15 protein-coding genes are annotated in these 17,285 nt (G+C 66.3%); 8 read left to right on the top strand and 7 right to left on the bottom strand.

The features are described 5' to 3' along the window. The first annotated feature begins 5 nt into the window (after nt 1-5). From SJY12_RS03515 to SJY12_RS03495, 5 genes are read left to right on the top strand one after another with little or no spacing between them, the layout of a single operon-like run. Nucleotides 6-875, top strand: coding sequence for an XrtA system polysaccharide deacetylase (locus SJY12_RS03515; RefSeq protein WP_397506006.1), 870 nt, complete (start codon nt 6-8; stop codon nt 873-875). Further along, on the top strand, nt 872-1,933 hold the full coding sequence (locus tag SJY12_RS03510; RefSeq protein WP_397506005.1) for a FemAB family XrtA/PEP-CTERM system-associated protein: 1,062 nt from the start codon (nt 872-874) through the stop codon (nt 1,931-1,933). The genes SJY12_RS03515 and SJY12_RS03510 overlap by 4 nt, the downstream gene beginning before the upstream one ends. 1 nt (nt 1,934) lies before the next feature. Further along, nucleotides 1,935-3,158, top strand: a complete 1,224-nt coding sequence (locus SJY12_RS03505) for a TIGR03087 family PEP-CTERM/XrtA system glycosyltransferase (RefSeq protein WP_397506004.1) — start codon at nt 1,935-1,937, stop codon at nt 3,156-3,158. Beyond that, complete coding sequence (gene xrtA / locus SJY12_RS03500; RefSeq protein WP_397506003.1) at nt 3,148-4,137, top strand: exosortase A; 990 nt, start codon at nt 3,148-3,150, stop codon at nt 4,135-4,137. The genes SJY12_RS03505 and xrtA overlap by 11 nt, the downstream gene beginning before the upstream one ends. A gap of 10 nt (nt 4,138-4,147) precedes the next feature. After that, the gene (locus SJY12_RS03495; RefSeq protein ID WP_397506002.1) at nt 4,148-6,046 is read left to right on the top strand and encodes an XrtA/PEP-CTERM system amidotransferase; all 1,899 of its coding nucleotides are present in this window, start codon (nt 4,148-4,150) and stop codon (nt 6,044-6,046) included. Here SJY12_RS03495 and SJY12_RS03490 read toward each other — a convergent pair. From SJY12_RS03490 to SJY12_RS03475, 4 genes are all read right to left on the bottom strand, one after another. After that, nucleotides 6,043-6,741, bottom strand: a complete 699-nt coding sequence (locus SJY12_RS03490) for a pirin family protein (RefSeq protein WP_397506001.1) — start codon at nt 6,739-6,741, stop codon at nt 6,043-6,045. The two genes, SJY12_RS03495 and SJY12_RS03490, sit on opposite strands and share 4 nt — an antisense overlap. A 103-nt stretch (nt 6,742-6,844) precedes the next feature. Then, nucleotides 6,845-7,957 carry a cell division protein ZapE gene (gene zapE, locus SJY12_RS03485; protein WP_397506000.1) on the bottom strand — a complete coding sequence of 371 codons (1,113 nt, stop codon included), beginning with the start codon at nt 7,955-7,957 and terminating at the stop codon, nt 6,845-6,847. Further along, nucleotides 7,954-8,421: a PaaI family thioesterase gene (locus SJY12_RS03480; protein ID WP_063511146.1), complete on the bottom strand. Its 468-nt coding sequence runs from the start codon at nt 8,419-8,421 to the stop codon at nt 7,954-7,956. The genes zapE and SJY12_RS03480 overlap by 4 nt, the downstream gene beginning before the upstream one ends. Beyond that, nucleotides 8,421-9,203, bottom strand: coding sequence for a succinate dehydrogenase iron-sulfur subunit (locus tag SJY12_RS03475; protein WP_050601208.1), 783 nt, complete (start codon nt 9,201-9,203; stop codon nt 8,421-8,423). The genes SJY12_RS03480 and SJY12_RS03475 overlap by 1 nt, the downstream gene beginning before the upstream one ends. 210 nt (nt 9,204-9,413) lie before the next feature. On the opposite strand from SJY12_RS03475, the gene SJY12_RS03470 reads away from it, so the two are divergent. Continuing rightward, complete coding sequence (locus SJY12_RS03470) at nt 9,414-10,142, top strand: SDR family NAD(P)-dependent oxidoreductase (protein WP_063506489.1); 729 nt, start codon at nt 9,414-9,416, stop codon at nt 10,140-10,142. Here the strand turns inward: SJY12_RS03470 and SJY12_RS03465 are convergent. Together SJY12_RS03465 and SJY12_RS03460 are read right to left on the bottom strand one after the other, a co-directional pair. Next, a complete protein-coding gene (locus SJY12_RS03465) occupies nt 10,139-11,326 on the bottom strand; it encodes a sugar-transfer associated ATP-grasp domain-containing protein (RefSeq protein ID WP_397505999.1) in 1,188 nt (395 codons plus the stop codon). The genes SJY12_RS03470 and SJY12_RS03465 overlap by 4 nt on opposite strands. A gap of 6 nt (nt 11,327-11,332) precedes the next feature. Further along, the gene (locus SJY12_RS03460) at nt 11,333-12,403 is read right to left on the bottom strand and encodes a phosphoribosylglycinamide synthetase (protein WP_397505998.1); all 1,071 of its coding nucleotides are present in this window, start codon (nt 12,401-12,403) and stop codon (nt 11,333-11,335) included. Between the two features lie 106 nt (nt 12,404-12,509). On the opposite strand from SJY12_RS03460, the gene SJY12_RS03455 reads away from it, so the two are divergent. After that, nucleotides 12,510-13,139 (top strand): class I SAM-dependent methyltransferase, encoded by a 630-nt coding sequence (locus tag SJY12_RS03455; protein ID WP_050601212.1) that lies wholly within the window; start codon nt 12,510-12,512, stop codon nt 13,137-13,139. A 39-nt stretch (nt 13,140-13,178) separates the two neighbouring features. Here SJY12_RS03455 and SJY12_RS03450 read toward each other — a convergent pair whose 3' ends face one another. Then, nucleotides 13,179-15,917: a ribonuclease E/G gene (locus tag SJY12_RS03450; protein WP_397505997.1), complete on the bottom strand. Its 2,739-nt coding sequence runs from the start codon at nt 15,915-15,917 to the stop codon at nt 13,179-13,181. Between the two features lie 449 nt (nt 15,918-16,366). Between SJY12_RS03450 and SJY12_RS03445 the strand changes: the two genes are divergently transcribed. Continuing rightward, on the top strand, nt 16,367-17,230 hold the full coding sequence (locus SJY12_RS03445) for an N-acetylmuramoyl-L-alanine amidase (protein WP_397505996.1): 864 nt from the start codon (nt 16,367-16,369) through the stop codon (nt 17,228-17,230). Nucleotides 17,231-17,285: the final 55 nt, after the last annotated feature.

Genomic DNA, 17,285 nt, shown 5'->3' with positions numbered 1-17,285 from the left:
GTGCGTTGAACGAGATTACCGTCGTCAACGGCCTGTCGGTCGATGTGGAAGACTGGTTCCAGGTCGGCGCGTTCGAGAACACCATCGCGCGCAGCGACTGGGACGCGCTCGAACTGCGCGTGGGCGACAATGTCGCGCGCATCCTCGACCTGTTCGATGAAGCCGGGGTCAAGGCGACCTTCTTCACGCTGGGGTGGGTCGCCGAACGCAACCCCGCCGCAATGCGCGCCATCGTCGATCGCGGGCACGAACTTGCCAGCCATGGCTATGACCACACGCGCGTCTTCACGCTCAGCCGTGATGAATTCGCCGCCGACCTCATGCGCGCCCGCGCCATTCTGGAGGATGCGGGCGGGCAGGCGATCACCGGATACCGGGCGCCGAGCTTCTCGATCGATTCGCGCAATGCGTGGGCGCATGACGTGCTGGCGGAACACGGCTATGCCTATTCGTCATCGGTCGCACCGGTGGTCCACGACCATTATGGCTGGCCTGAGGCGCCGCGTTTTGCCTTCGCGCCGGTTTCCGGAAGCGATCTCGTCGAAATCCCGGTGACGACCGCAATGCTGCGCGGGAAACGTCTGGCGGCGGGCGGCGGCGGCTTTTTCCGTGTCCTGCCCTATGGATTCAGCCGCTGGGCGATCCGGCAGGTGAACCGCGAAGGACACCCCGCGGTGTTCTATTTCCACCCGTGGGAAATCGATCCCGGCCAACCGCGCGTAGCGGGCGCGCCGCTGCGATCGCGACTGCGCCACTATACCAATCTGTCTAAAATGGCGGGCAAGCTGTCCGGCCTGCTGGGCGATTTCGAATGGGGGCGGATGGACGCGCTGGCCGCGCGCGAACAGCCGCGGAGCCTGGACTGGGCGGCATGAACGCCCCGATGGTGCACACTCCCGTCATACGCGAGGCAGACCTTGCCGATCGGGGCGAAGCGGAAGCGATCGAGGCATTCGTCGCAACGAATGAGGGGGACGTCTTCCATCGTCCGTTGTGGCTGCAGGCCATCGCGCACGGCACGGGCAACAGCGCGCGCGGCCTGATCGCCGAACGCGGAGGCCGCCTGGCGGGCTGGCTTCCACTCAGCGACGTGCATTCACCGCTGTTCGGCCGCGCGCTCGTTTCCAGTGGCTTCGGGGTCGGTGGCGGCGTGCTGGCAGCGCGGGACGACGATGCACGACGCTTGTGCCGCGCGGCAGAGGAACTGGCCGGCCGCCTTTGCGCGGCCAGCGTCGAACTGCGCGGGGGAAGCGCGCCGGTGGACTGGACCACGATAAGCGGCAAGCACGCCAATTTCGCCGCCGAGCTCGCGGCCGATGACGAGGCGCAGCTGCTGGCCATCCCGCGCAAGGCGCGCGCCGAGGTTCGCAAGGGCCTCAAGTACGATCTGACGGTTACCACCGGCACCGCCGAGACCGACCGCGCCGCGCATTATGCGGTCTATGCACAGAGCGTCCGCAACCTCGGCACGCCCGTGTTTCCGCGGACACTGTTCGATGCCGTGCTCGACCGGTTTGGCGACGACGCCGATATCCTTACCGTCCGTCAGGGGGAACTTCCCGTGGCCAGTGTGCTCTCGCTCTATCACCGGGAAACAGTGATGCCCTTCTGGGGCGGCGGCACATGGAGCGCGCGCGGACTGAGGGCAAACGAGCGCATGTATTACGAACTGATGACCCACGCCCGGCGGCGTGGGTGCACGAGGTTCGATTTCGGCCGCTCGAAAACCGGCAGCGGGCCCTATGCGTTCAAGAAGAACTGGGGCTTCAAGCCCGCGCCGCTGACCTATTACGAATGGTCGCCGCCGGGCACCGCGCCGCGCAATATCGATCCGACCGATGCCGGCTATTCGGCGAAGATCGCGCTGTGGAAGCGGCTCCCCTTGCCGGTGGCGAACCGCCTGGGGCCGTGGATCGCCCGCGGGCTTGGCTAGCATGGGCGAAACACTGTTCCTGGCGCACCGCGTGCCGTTCCCGCCCGACCGCGGGGACAAGATCCGTTCGCACCATCTGCTGCGGGCATTGGTTAAGCGCGGGCCGGTCCATGTCGGCACCTTCGGCGAGACCGAGACGGACCTTGCGCAGAAATCGGCGCTCGCCGCGCTGGCGCGCACCCATGCGCTGATCGAACGCAAAAAGCCGCTGGCGCTCGCCGGGGCCGAGGCAGTGCTGAAACGCAAGCCGGTCAGCCTCACCGCATTCGACGATGCCGCGATGCACCGCTATGTCGCCAAGACGCTGGGCAATCACCGGATCGAGACGATCTTCGTCTTTTCGGGACAGATGGCCCAATATGTGCCCGACAGCTTCACCGGACGGGTGATCGTCGACCTCTGCGATGTCGATAGCGCGAAGTTCGAAGCCTATGCCGATGCCGGGCGGCGCGTCTGGCTCAACCGGCGCGAGGGCCGGCTGCTCGCGCGCGAAGAGGAACGCATTGCCGCGCGCGCCGACCGGGTGCTGCTCATCAGCGGGCACGAGGTGGAACTGTTCACGTCGCGGCTGGTCGATCCCGGTGCAGCCACATGCCTGGTCCTTGGCAACGGGATCGACGCGCAGATATTCGATCCGCAAACCGTCGCCCGGCAGCAGGATCTCGACGAGGGCGAGGATCCGCAGCTCGTGTTCACCGGGCAGATGGACTACGCTCCCAATGTCGCGGCGGCCCAGTGGCTGATCGACAACGTCATGCCCGATCTGCGCCGTGTCTACAGCCGTGCGCGGTTGCATATCGTTGGCCGCGCCCCGGTGCCCGTGCTGAGCAGACGGCATGGCGAAAACGGCGTCCGGGTCTGGGGCGAAGTTCCCGACGTGCGACCCTTCCTCAAATCGGCCGACCTCGTCGTCGCGCCGCTGCTGATCGCGCGGGGGGTACAGAACAAGGTGCTCGAGGCGATGGCAATGGCGCGCCCGGTGGTGCTGACGCCGGGGGCCGCGACCGGCATAGAGGCACGGGACGGATGCCATTTCGCAATTGCTCCTGCCGAGGGCGCAGCGGTGCTCGCCCGGATCACGGGCCTGCTGGGCGATCCGCCCCGGGCCGAGGAGATGGGACAGGCGGCCCGCAAGTTCGTGATCGACGAGATGAGCTGGGAAAGCGTGGAACGGGCATTGAGCGAAATCCTGGTCTGCGCGGGCGCGCCGCACGATGCTCCGTAGTCCGGCCGCAGCTGCCACGCGCAAGGGCGCGTTCGCCATACCCGGGGCGATGCTGGCGCTCGCCGCGCTCGTGCTGGTGGCGCTGACATTCGCGGAATGGCGCGCGATGGTACATCAGTGGTGGAACATCGACACCTATAGCCATATCCTGCTGGTTCCGCCGATCATTGCGTGGCTCGGGTGGATCCGGCGCGACGAACTGGCGCGGGCCGGGCTGCGGGGCTGGGGGCCCGGGCTCGCATGGCTGGTGCTGGGCCTCGCCGTCTGGTTCGTGGGCCGCGAGATCGCGATCAACACCATCGCGCAGGGCGGGGCGGTGATGGCATTGCAAGGCGCCGTGCTGGCGCTGTGGGGCCTGCGCGCCGGGCTCGTGCTGGCCTTTCCGCTTGCCTATGCCTTCGTGCTGGTGCCGTTCGGCGACGAGATCATTCCCCCGTTGCAGATGGTCACTGCGGAAATCGCCACCGCGCTGACCCGGTGGAGCGGTATCGAAACGGTGGCGAGCGGCATTCTCATCGATACGCCCGCGGGCTTGTTCATCGTTGCCGAGGAATGCTCGGGCGTGAAGTTCCTCGTCGCCATGCTCGCATTGGGGCTGCTGGTCGCGCATACCTGTTTCGCCAGCTGGAACCGCAGGGCGTGGTTCCTGATCGCCTGTGTCGTCGTTCCGATCATCGCCAATGGCATCCGCGCCTGGGCGACGATCTTCCTTGCCCAATATGTCGGCGCCGAAGCCGCTGGCGGGTTCGACCATATCGTCTACGGCTGGTTTTTCTTCGCGCTGGTGCTGGCGCTGGTGCTGGGGGCGGCCTGGCGCTGGTTCGAGCGCGAACCGGAAGAGGCTGGCTGGACCGCCGCCGGGATCGCCGCACTGCCGCATGTCGCTCGGTGGGAAGGGCCGGGCGCAGACCGTAATCTCGTCCTTGCCGCGATCCTGCTTGCCGCAGGATGCTTTGCCGTCGCCGCGCGGCTGGTCTAGGCAGCCCCGCATGTGCGGCATCGCGGGGATTTTCCATTACGAAACGGTCAAGCCGGTCGATCCCAGGCGGGTCGAACGGATGGCCGATGCGCTTGCGCATCGCGGACCCGACGGCAGCGGGGTATGGACCGCGCCCGGAGTGGGGCTGGGACATCGCCGGCTGTCGGTCATCGACCTCGAAGGTTCGCCGCAGCCGATGCATTCCGCCGACGGGCGCGCGGTTATCGTCTTCAATGGCGAGATCTACAATTACCGCGAACTGCGGCGCGAACTGATCCAGGACGGCGCGCAGTTCCATACCGATGGCGACACCGAGGTCATTCTTGCCGCTTGGCGGAAATGGGGCCCCGATTGCCTCCACCGCCTCGAGGGAATGTTCGTCTTCGCGCTCTATGACTGCGACCGGCGCCAGCTGTTCCTCGCGCGCGACCGGCTGGGGGTCAAACCGCTTTATCTCGCGCGGCTCGAAGGCGGTGCACTGGCCTTCGCGAGCGAGCTCAAGGGCCTGCTTGCCCATCCGCTGCTGCGCCGCACGATCGATCCGCTGGCGATCGAAGATTACATGACCTGGGGCTATGTCCCCGATCACCGCAGCGTCCTGAAAGGCGTCGAGAAGCTCGCTGCGGGCCATTTCCTGCTGCTCGAACATGGGCGTACGCCGGAGCCGCAGCGGCAGTGGTGGGACGTGTCCTTCGCCGAGCGTGAAAAGGGCGGCACGCGCGACCTGTCGGCGCAGCTGCTGCACCGCATGCGCGAAGGCGTTGGCAGCCGGATGGTCGCCGACGTCCCTCTGGGGGCATTCCTGTCGGGCGGTGTCGACAGCTCGTCGGTCGTCGCGCTGATGAGCGAGGCCAGCAACAGCCCCGTGACCACCTGCTCGATCGGTTTCGATGTCGAAAGCGTGGATGAGACCCGATACGCGCGGCAGGTGGCCGAGCTGTTCGCCACCGATCACCACGAACGCATCGTATCGGCCGACCAGTTCGATGCGATCGACAGCATCGCGGCAATCTTCGACGAACCCTTCGCCGACGCCAGCGCGCTGCCGACCTTGCGCGTATGCCAGCTGGCGCGGGAGCATGTCACCGTGGCGCTGTCGGGCGACGGGGCCGACGAGGCGTTCGCCGGGTACCGCCGGCAGATGTTCCACGCGCGCGAGGAACAGGCACGCTCGGTGCTGCCCCGCACCTTGCGCCAGCCGCTGTTCGGTTCGCTGGGGAAGGTGTGGCCCAAGGCCGACTGGGCCCCGCGACCGCTGCGCGCCAAATCCACTTTGCTGGCGCTTTCGGCGGGCGGTGAGGCCGGCTACGCGCGTGCGCTCGCCATTCTGGCGCCCGAGCAGCGCAAGGCGCTGTATGGTGATACCATGCTCCGCGAACGCGGGGAGTACCGCGCCGAACAGTCTTTCGAGGAAACGATGCGCGATGCTCCTGCGCGCAGCGGGCTCGACCGGGCGCAATATGCCGATCTCAAGTTCTGGTTGCCGGGCGACATCCTGACCAAGACCGATCGGACGAGCATGGCGGCGGGACTGGAGGCGCGCGAGCCGCTGCTCGATCACCGCTTGATCGAGTTCGCGGCGCGGCTGCCGCAGCGCCAGCGCCTGCGCGGCACCACCGGCAAATGGCTGATGAAGCACACGATGGAGCGGTATCTGCCCGAAGACATCCTCTATCGCCGCAAACAGGGCTTCGTGACCCCGCTGGCGGAGTGGTTCCGCGGTCCGCTGGCGGGCGAGGCGAGGGCAGTCGCCTCGAGCGAATTGCTGACCGGGAGCGGATGGTTCGCCCGCAAGGCGCTGTCACGCCTCGCGGACGACCATATTTCCGGCCGCAGCGACCATGGCCGGGTGCTGTGGCAGCTGTTGATGCTGGAGCGATCGCTCCGCCATCTCGCCCCCAGCGCCTAGCGCGCGTCGACCAGCACGATTTCGGCATCGTCGAGCGCCTCGACCACGATTTCGCTCTCGCCGGTCACGGCAATCCCGTCGCGCGGCTGCGCTTCCCGGCCATTGACCGTGACCCGACCCTTGGGCGCGACCAGATACTGGTGGCGTTCGCCCGAAGTGTTCCAGACCGCGCTCTGGCCTTTCGCCAGCGTCGCCGCGGCGACCTTCGCATCCGTCCGGATCGGCAGCGCGTCATCCGCTTCGGCATCGCCGCTTGCGAGCACTTCGAAGCCGCCTTCGCGCGTGGCCTTGGGAAACTCTCGCTGGCCCCAGCCGGGCTGCTCACCCTGCCGATCGGGAATGATCCAGATCTGGAACAGCGTCGTCGCTTCGTCCTCGAGATTCATCTCGGCATGGGTGATGCCGGTGCCCGCGCTCATCACCTGCACATCGCCGGCGGCGGTGCGGCCTTCATTGCCGAGGCTGTCGCGGTGCGTGATCGCCCCGCTGCGCACGAAGGTGACGATTTCCATGTCGCGGTGCGGGTGCGGGGGAAAGCCGCTCTGCGCCGCGATGGTGTCGTCGTTCCACACGCGGATGCTGCCCCAGCCCATCCGGTCGGGGTCGTGGTAATTGGCGAAGCTGAAATGGTGCCGCGCGTCGAGCCAGCCGTGGTCGGCGTGGCCAAGCGTGGCGAAGGGTCGGATATCGATCATGGTTCAGTCTCACATCGGCGGGGTGTTGACGCCGGTATGCGGGCGATGTGGGGGCGGCGCGAAAGCCGTCAAGAAACACCGATGTAACTGCCTTGCGGCCCGGCTAGTCGGCGCCGTGACCCCGCGCCATGTAATCCGCGCTCTGCATTTCCTTGAGGCGGCTGACCGTGCGCTCGAACTCGAACGCGCCGTCGCCGGCGGTGTAGAGGTCTTCGGGTTCGGCCGCCGCGGTGACGAACAGCTTGACGCCGTTCTCGTAGAGTGCGTCGATGAGCTTGGTAAAGCGGATCGCCTCGTTGCGGTTGTCGGGCGACATGGCGGGGACGCCGACCACGATCACGGTGTGATAGGCATGAGCGATCGCGAGATAGTCCGCCGCTCCGCGGTTCTCGCCGCACAACCGCTTGAAGCTGAACACGCCCACGCCCTTGAGGCTCTTGGGCACGTGGATCGTCCGCCCGCCGCCCAGGTCCAGTTCGGCGCTGGGAACGTGTTCGGCATCCTCGGGCGCGTAATCGGTGAGGCGGAAAAAGGCCTCGCGCACCTGCGCGGTCGCCTCCTCGCCCAGCGGGGCGTGCCACGTCGCGATATCGCCCAGCCGGTCGAGCCGGTAATCGGTCGGACCGTTGAGCGGGAGCACATCCATTTCGTCCTCGACGAGGTCGATGAAGGGCAGGAAGAGCGAACGGTTGAGCCCGTCCTTGTAGAGATCGCGCGGCGGGCGGTTGCTGGTGGTGACCACGGTCACGCCCTCGTCGCGGATCAGCGCGGTGAACAGCCGCGCCATGATCGCGGCATCGGCGGTGTTGTTCACCACCATCTCGTCGAAGGCGAGGCAGAGCACATCGGCCGCGATATCGCGCGCAACCTTGCCGGTGGGATCGCCGGGATCGCTGGTCCGCCGTTCGCGCATCCGCCGGTCGACCTCAAGCATGAACTCGTGGAAATGCGCGCGGCGTTTCTCGGCGATCCCCAGCGTCTCGACGAACAGGTCCATCAGCATCGACTTGCCGCGCCCGACGCCGCCCCACATGTAGACGCCCTCGGGCCGCGCCTTCTTCGGCTTGAACAGCTGTGCGAGCAGCCCGCCCGAGCTATCTGCCTCGAGGTCCTTCTGCAGCCGGTCGAGCCGCTGGGCGGCACGGCGCTGGTCGGGATCGGCCTGCAATTCGCCCGCCGAGACGAGCCGCTCATAGCGGGCGAGCATTCCGGTCACGCGGCGGCGCGGGGCTTGATCTTCTTGACGATGCCCGAGAAGCTGGCGACCGCATGGTCTTCCTGGACCACCGTGCCGCGCACGAACACCATGCTGCCCGTCTCGCGGACGATCTCGCACACCGCGTCGAGCGGCATGTCGGGCTTGCCGCCGCCTACGAACTGGGTCGACAGCTCGACCGTCACCGAGGGTCCGGCATTGCCGCTGCCGATATTGTGCATGGTGGTGAACAGCGAAATGTCGATCAGCGACAGCGTCACCGCGCCGTGGATGATGCCCTGCAGGTTCTGGTGGCGCCGTTCGGGGAACATGCGCAGCCGCGCCTTCCCGTCATCGTCCACCCGGGTGATGAGCTTGCCCATCACCGCGCCGTTGAACAGCGTTTCGTCCTTCAGGTTCCAGTGCCGCCAGCCGGGGTTTTCCGGGTCGGGGCCATGGTCGAATACCTCGTCGCGCAGAGCCATCAGATCGCGCGTTCGGCGATCATCTTCTTGGTTTCGGCGATTGCCTTGGCGGGGCTCAGGCCCTTGGGGCAGACATTCGCGCAGTTCATGATCGTGTGGCAGCGATAGAGGCGGAAGGGGTCTTCCAGCTGGTCGAGCCGTTCACCGGTCATCTCGTCGCGGCTGTCGGCGAGCCAGCGATAGGCCTGCAGCAGGATTGCCGGGCCGAGGAACTTGTCCGAATTCCACCAGTAGCTGGGGCAGGCGGTCGAGCAACAGGCGCACAGGATGCACTCGTACAATCCGTCGAGCTTCTCGCGCTGTTCGGGCGACTGCAGCCGTTCCTTACCGCTGGGCGTGGTCGAGACGGTCTGCAGCCAAGGACGGATGCTGGCGTATTGCGCATAGAAATGCGTGAAGTCGGGCACGAGGTCCTTGATCACGTCCATGCTCGGCAGCGGGGTGATGCGGATTTCGCCCTTGAGATCCTCGATCGCGGTGGTGCAGGCGAGACCGTTCTTACCGTTGAGGTTCATCGAGCACGAACCGCAGATGCCTTCGCGGCACGAACGGCGGAAGGTCAGCGTCGGGTCGATCTCGTTCTTGATCTTGAACAGGGCATCGAGGACCATCGGGCCGCAATCGTCGAGGTCGAGCTCGAAGGTGTCGTAGCGCGGATTCTCACCGCTGTCGGGATCGTAGCGATAGACCTTGAACTTGCGGATGCGCGCGCCGCCTTCAGCCTTGTGAGTGCGGCTCTTGCCGGTGATCTTCGAATTCTTGGGAAGGGTGAAGGTCGCCATTACGCTGTCAGTCCTGTTGCTTTGCGAAACCCATCTAGCGGTTCGGGCGCTTGGTGCAAGGCCATGTATGACGCAAATCCTGCAACGGGTGTCCTACAACATGGACCGGGTGTTACACGGTCCAGAGCGAAAACGCTTTCTTGCGTCAAAAGCCCGGTAATCGGGTGAATTCGAGGGAACCACGAGCGGTTGCCGGAGGTCTAGATCGGTATGATGAATGTAGGAAACCCCTTTCGGCGTGCCGCGATCTTCGGCGCCAGCGGCGGTATCGGCGCCGCACTGGCCACGAGGCTGGCGGAAAGCGGCGTCGAGGTATGGGCGGGAAGCCGTTCGGGCACGGCAGCCGACCCCGCCCTGCGCGCCTTTCGCTTCGATCTGTCCGACGAAGCCTCGATCGCCGCCGCCGCTGGCGCGATGGCCGACGCGCCCCCCGATCTGGTAGTGGTCGCGAGCGGTGTGCTGACACTGGCCGATGGCTCGGGCCCCGAACGCAGCTACAAGCAGATCGACGGCGCGGCGATGGACGAGGTGTTCCGGCTCAACACCATCGGCCCCGCGCTGGTGGCCAAGCACGTGTTGCCCCTCTTGCCGCGCGACCGCCGCAGCGTCTTCGCCGCGCTGTCGGCGCGGGTCGGATCGATCGGCGACAACCGCATCGGCGGGTGGCACAGCTACCGTGCCAGCAAGGCCGCGCTCAACATGCTGCTCAAGAATTTTGCGATCGAGCTGGGCCGGACGCACAAGCAGGCGATCGTGGCAGGTCTGCATCCGGGCACGGTGGATTCGGCGCTGTCCGAACCCTTCCAGGCCAATCTACCCGCGGGACAGCTGACCCGGCCCGCCGATGCGGCGGACAACCTGCTGAATGTCATCGACGGGCTGACGGTGGCGGACAGCGGCGGCGTGTTCGACTGGAAGGGCGAAGCCGTTCCGGCCTAGGCGGCCAACGCGCCCGCCCGCCCGGTTTCGGCACGCTCGAGATTGAAGGCGAGCAATTCGCCATAGCGCTGGCCTGCCAGACCCTTGCGGCCGCTGCGCTGCGGCATCAGCACCCCGGGCTTGGCATTGCCTTCGACCACCATCGGCCCGTCGGGCGTGAACGCGATATCCCAGCCGATAAGCGTATATTCGGGGAACGCCGCGGCATGCGCGCGGCAGGCGAGCGCCACGGCCTTTTCCCAATCGGGCAGCTGCAGATCGCCAAAGGCCGCGCCGCTGACCGGATGGCATTCGTAATCGCCGCCACCATAGCCCTTGCAGGCGGTACCCGCGCGCCCGGTTTCGAAATCGACCGGCATGATCAGCCCGCCCGCCTTCATGTTATCGATCACCGGGCCGCGCAGCGAAGGCACGCGAAGCACGGTGCTGACCAGTTCGGGTTCTCCCGTCTCATTGCGCATCGTGGTGAGCCGCGCAGTCGCCAGGGCATCCATCGCATAGTCCGCCAGCGCTGCGTGGTTGCCCAGTGCGCGCTGGATCACCCACACTTGCCGGTCATCGACATAGGGCGTGATCGCCTGGGCGAAGGCGGCCTGGCCGGTGATATCGGACACGGCATGGGGGAGCAGCGCGACACCGCGGCCGCCTTCGCCGTGCGTGGGCTTGGCAATCAGCGGGTGTCCGCGGGCGGGGCGAAAATCGCGTACTTCGCGATCGTAGACCACGTGCACGGCGGGATGGGGCAGGCCGTGCGCCGCGCAGCGGCGATAGAACGCCGCCTTGTCGACCAGCACGCAGGCGCGGCTCCATCCCAGCGAGTTGATGATCTTGTTGAAACCCGCATCCTCGAACCGCCGGATATAGTGATCGAGCTCCTCGGGCCGCTCGATCCGGAACAGCGCAATGTCGTTGGGATCGACGAAGCGTTCGCGCGCGATTGCCAGCGCCTGCCGTTCCCACTGCGCATCCATGCCGTACTTGCACGCGACAGCGCGGGTTCGTGATGGCAGCCACGCGGCAAAGCCCCGCGCGATGCCCCGGTCGAGCATTGCGCGCGCCGGTGACCGGCTGCGGCGGCGGCGCTCGTAATGCGCAGCGAAGGCCGGGGCGCTGGCGGCTTCGGCCCCGCCGGGGAACAGCGCGAACGCCTTCTTGGCGTAATAGGCGAGTTCGGCGGGGTGCATGGCGGGTCAGACTTCGATGGTTTCGCCGCCGACATCCTCGGGCATCATCGCCAGGTCGAACGGCACCCGTTCTGCCGTGATCACTCCCTGCCGGTCCATGCTGTAGGCCGCGATATGCTCGATCAGCTGGGCATGCGTCAGCCCGGCCAGTTGCGCCGCGCCCGAGACGGTCTTCTTCGACCACAGGTTGCACGACAGATTGACCTCCATGAACAGCACTTCGCCGGTCGTCGGAGTATAACGGAACTCGAAACGTCCGTAATCGAACGGCCACAGTTCGGGCAGCATGGCGCGTGTGTATTCGCGGATCTTGCGCGTCATGACCGGGTTTTTCATCGCCACCAGCCGTTCCTTCGGACCTTCGGACAGCCCGCGCTTTTCCTCGTAGGAGCGAAAATTGCCTTCATCGCCCGGCATTTCGAAGCGCATGGTCGACAGCAGGATCGGTTCGGCTCCGCCAAGGACGGGGACCACCACGTCATAGGCACCCTCGTAGCGTTCGACGATCACGTCATGCCCCTCGGCATGCAGCTTGGCGATGTCGTTCTTGGCGGTTTCCCAGTCGGTCGGCATGCTTACCCCCCAGCTGGCGGAAGACGCATTGGGTTTGACCACCAGCCGTTCGAAAGCGAAGTCGGGATAGGGGATCCACTGGCATCCCCGCCGCGCGATCAGCCACGGTGCCACCGGCACGCCGCGCGCCACTGCCACCGTCTTCATCAGATGCTTGTCATCCGACAGGCCGCGCAGGATCGGGGAGGCACCGAGCGCGGGCAGGCCGATGCGCTGCGCAAGCAGCGGGCCGAGCATCTCGCTCATCGGATAGCCGGCCCGGTTGAGCAGTGTGAACAGGAAGTCGTGATCGGTCGGACCGAACAGTGCCGTGAAGTCGCTCGCGGGGGTCACGTCGAGGCCGATGGCGCGCAGCGTCGTCAGCACTTCGTGGTGATAGACCGCATGGTTGCCGTCCTCGCCATGCAGCGATCCGCCGGATTCGGCGTGCTTTGCCAGAAACAGGACGCGCAGCCGCTCCTTGTCGGCGGCGGGGATGCGGAACAGGTCGATCTTGTTGCTCATGCGCCGCGCTTTAGGCGCAGGCCCGGGGCCGGTCACGAATTTTGTGCTTGCCGGATTATCGTTAAGCGATAGCCTTGCGGCAGGAAAAGCGGCTGAGGAGCGCGCGATGGGGTTGAAGCGCTGGTACGATGCGCATGTGATGCCGCGGCTCATTACGCGCGCCTGCGGCCAGCCGGGGATCGAAGACCGCCGCCGTGCCATCGTCCCGCTCGCCCGCGGCAGGGTGTTCGAACTGGGCTGCGGCGGCGGATTGAACCAGGCGCTTTACGATCACGACAGGGTTACCGCCTTTTCCGGGATCGATCCGCATGGAAAATTGCTCGCCCGGGCGCGCCAGCGCGCCGAAGCGCGCGGATGGCCGGTCGATATCCGCCAGGGCGCGGGGGAAGACATCCCGTTTCCCGATGGCTCGTTCGATACGGTGGTGTGCACCTATACGCTATGCTCGGTCGATGATCCGGCGCGGGTCATGGCCGAAATGCGCCGCGTGCTGGCACCGGGCGGCCGCCTGCTGTTCCTCGAACACGGCCGCGCGCCCGATGCGGGCGTGGCGCTGTGGCAGGAGCGGCTCGAACCACTGTGGAAACCGCTGGCGGGTGGCTGCAATCTGACGCGCCCCGTGGGGGCGGCGCTGCGCGGTGCCGGTTTCGCGGTCGAACCGCTGGGCCAGGCCTATCTCGACAAGGCGCCGCGCGTGCTGGGGTGGATGGAATGGGGCGTGGCGCGCAAGGCCTGAGGGCCGGCAAGCGCAGCGGCTCGCCGACCCTCGAGGTCCTTATTCGTCGCCGAAAGTCCGCTGCCACCAGCCCCGCTTGGGCTTGGGGGCTTCAGCGGCCGGGGCCGGCTGTTCCGTAGCTTCGGGCGCAGGCGCCGGAGCAGGGGCGGGCTGGGGCGCCGGTTCCGCGGGGGCCTCGGCGGCCGGTTCCACTGCGGCATCGGCGGCAGGTTCGGCTTCCGCCTTCTTCCTGCGCGGAGCCCGCTTCTTGGGCGCGGGCTTGGCTTCGGCCTCGGCCTCGCTTTCGCTCGTTTCCGGATCACCGGCTTCGGCATTTGCCTTCTTCTTGCGCGGGGCCCGCTTTTTCGGCGCGGGCTTGGCTTCGGCCTCGTCCTCGCCGGTCGCCGGATCAGCCGCTTCGGTGTCGGCCTTCTTCTTGCGCGGTGCCCGCTTCCTGGGCTTGGGCTTTTCTTCCTCTTCCGCGGCGGCTTCGGCCGTTTCGGGGGAATCGCTCGGACCGGCGACGACTGCCATGTCGTCGACCACGGCTTCCGACACCTGTTCGAGGTTCTGCGCGTCTTCGGCGTTCACCTCGTCAGCGTTCCGGCCACGGCCGCGTCCACCCCGGCGGCGTCCACCGCGACGGCGGCGCTTCTTGCCACTGTCGTCACCGTCGTCGCCATCGTCATTGTCATTGTCCGATGAGGCGTCGTCATTGCCGTCGTCGCCATTGTCATCGTCATTGTCGTCCCGGTCGTCATCCTGCGAACGGTTCTTGTTGCGACCACGGCCGCCCCGGCGCCGACGACGCTTCTTCCGCGGACGATCATCGTCGTTCTCGCCGTCGCCGTCGTTTTCGGCAGTTTCCTCGGCGGTTTCTTCTTCGTCGTCGTCCTCGTCCTGCTCATGGACGATCGGATCGAATCGCGGCGCGTCCTTCGGCTTGGGACCGTGGCTCGACACCACCATCTTGGCGCCTTCGTCTTCGCCCTCGGGCACGACTTCGACGGTCACGTGGTAGCGCTGTTCGATCTCCATCAGATCGGCGCGCTTCTCGTTGAGGAGATAGACCGCGGCTTCGGTGCTGGCGGCCAGGCGAATGACCGATCCCTTGCCCTTGGCAGCCTCGTCCTCGATCAGGCGCAGCGCCGAAAGACCCGCGCTCGACGCGGTGCGGACCAGCCCGGTGCCATCGCAGTGCGGGCATTCGCGCGTGGTCGCCTCGAGCACGCCGGTGCGCAGGCGCTGGCGGCTCATTTCCATCAGGCCGAAGCTGGAAATCCGGCCGACCTGGATCCGCGCGCGATCGTTCTTGAGCGCATCCTTCATCGCGCGTTCGACCTTGCGCGTGTTCGAATGGTGCTCCTGGTCGATGAAGTCGATGACCACGAGCCCGGCCATGTCGCGCAGCCGCAGCTGGCGAGCGATTTCACGCGCGGCTTCCAGATTGGTGTGCAGCGCGGTCTGCTCGATATTGTGCTCCTTGGTGGAGCGGCCCGAGTTGATGTCGATCGAAACCAGCGCTTCGGTCGGGTTGATGACTAGATAGCCGCCAGACTTGAGCTGGACCATCGGGTCGTACATCGCCTTGAGCTGATCCTCGGCGCCATAGCGCTGGAACATCGGCACCGGGTCGGAATATTGCTTCACGCGCCGGGCGTGGCTGGGCATCAGCAGTTTCATGAACTGCTTGGCCAGCTTGTAGCCTTCCTCGCCCTCGACGACGACTTCCTCGATCTCGCGATTGTAGATGTCGCGGATCGCGCGCTTGATCAGGTCGCTGTCCGAATGGATCAGCGCGGGCGCGCTGGAGGACAGCGTGCGTTCGCGGATTTCGTCCCACAGCCGTGCGAGATAGTCGAAATCGCGCTTGATCTCGGTCTTGGTGCGGCTGAGCCCGGCGGTGCGCACGATCAGGCCCATGGCGCGCGGCAGGCTCAGCGAGCTGACGACCTGCTTGAGCCGCTTGCGGTCCGATGCGCTGGAAATCTTGCGCGAAATCCCGCCGCCGTGGCTGCTGTTGGGCATCAACACGGTGTAGCGACCGGCCAGGCTGAGATAAGTGGTCAGCGCTGCGCCCTTGTTGCCGCGTTCTTCCTTGACGACCTGGACGAGCAGCACCTGGCGGCGCTGGATGACGTCCTGGATCTTGTAGCGGCGGCGCAGCGCCATGCGCTTGGCACGCGCTTCGTCGACTTCCTTGGTCCGCGCGCGGCCCTTGCCGTTCTGGCGGCGGCCACGCGGGCGGCGACCACGGCCGCGTCCGCGCGACTTGTCGTCGTCATCGTCCGAACCCTCGTCATCCGAATCGTCGTCGTCCTCATTGCCGTCGAGATGGCCTTCCTCGATCGTGGCGACATCGTCCTTGTCGGAGGTGTCGACTTCCTCGAGCCCGTCTTCGGCGAGGTCTTCGGCAAGCGCTTCGGAGCTTTCGTCGTCGGCGTCGTATTCGTTGCCGGGCATTTCGCCGCGGTCTTCTTCCTCTTCACGCAGCCGCGCTTCTTCCTCGGCAGCTTCGGCCTCGGCTTCGAGCAGCGCTTCGCGATCTTCCTTGGGGATCTGGTAGTAGTCGGGGTGGATCTCGCTGAAGGCGAGGAAGCCGTGGCGGTTGCCACCGAAATCCACGAAGGCCGCCTGCAGCGACGGTTCGACCCGTGTAACCTTGGCTAGGTAGATATTGCCTTTGATCTGCTTGTGATCGGCAGATTCGAAATCGAATTCTTCAATCCGGTTGCCCTTGAGCACCGCCACCCGGGTTTCTTCCTGGTGGCGCGCATCGATAAGCATGCGCGTTGCCATGTATCTGTCTCCAGCCGCGTCGGGGCAGGGATGACCCTGCAAAAGCGCGGCGATTTATGTTGGAAAATCCGCGGCCCTCCTGGGGCATCGCGGTGTTTGCGAACCGGCCGCGCCCTGCTGGTGCAGGAGGCCGGGTATTCGTGACTGCGGGAGTGGCCGCGCGCTGTTTCTGCGCTGTCCGACCCGACACGGCTGCACGGGCTTGCGCCAGTGCTGCGAATGTCGGGGAGTAACGGGCCATGTCCGGCATCAACCTGTATTGACTTGGGCCTGAGCGGGACTGCCGCTGCGGCCTGAAAAACCACGGTTTTTCCATGTGACCCTCTTCGTCGCGCATTGTTCGCGCCGATCGGAGGCACCGGGAAACCGATGACATGTCGCTAGCACCGTGGGTTTCACACGGCAACCATATTGCGTCATTCGGCAACAAGGCCGTAACCATGCAGCCAATGTCGATCCGGGCGCAAATCCTCCTGCTCATCCTCTTGCCGCTCGCCGCAGTGGCGCTGCTGGTCGTTTCGGCGCAGCGCATACCCGTGCCCGAAATGGGGCGCAGCTATGTCCTGCGGGTGGAATTGCCGCGCGTCGACAGGCCCGCCGACCTGCCCGAGGTCGCGGGCCGCGCGGGGCTACCGCTGGTGGTGATCGATGCCGGTCACGGCGGACACGATCCCGGGGCCTCGGGGCAGGGGTACCGCGAGAAGACGATCGTACTGGGTCTCGCCCGCGCGCTGCGCGACCGGTTGGAGGAAGAGGGCCGGGTGCGGGTCGCGCTGACGCGCGATGACGATCGCTATCTCGTCCATGCCGAACGCGTCGATATCGCCCGCCGGCTCGATGCCGACCTGTTCCTGTCGATCCATGCCGACAGCGCGGGCGAGGCGGCGGAGGTGACCGGGGCGAGCATCTACACGCTGTCGAACAAGGCATCGAGCGAGGCCGCCGCGCTGTTCGCCGAACGCGAGAACGCGTCCGACCGGATAAACGGGACCGATGTCGGCGCGCAAAGCGACGTCGTCAGCACGATCCTGGTCGAACTGTCGCAGCGCCGTACGCAGGAGCAGTCGGACGCCTTCGCCCGGCTGATCCAGCGCGAGGCCGAAGGGGCGATCCGGTTCCATCCGCAAGCGCGCAAATCGGCCGCGCTCAAGGTGCTGCGCGCACCCGACGTGCCATCGGTGCTGTTCGAAAGCGGCTTCATCACCAATGAAGACGACGCGCGCCGCCTGGCGTCGCCCGAGGGGCGGGCGCGTTTCGCCGAAGTCATGGCGCGGGCGATCCGCAGCTATTTCGCCCGCCAGCAAGAAAGCTGATCCCACCACGCTGTTCGTTCTGGCGATTTGCAGAATGACCATGCTAGAGGCCCCC

Source organism: Qipengyuania sp. R86523 (assembly GCF_044596365.1).
Lineage (GTDB): Bacteria > Pseudomonadota > Alphaproteobacteria > Sphingomonadales > Sphingomonadaceae > Qipengyuania > Qipengyuania citrea.
Note: the sequence above shows the minus strand (reverse complement) of the source record. Positions and strands in the feature narration are given on the sequence as shown.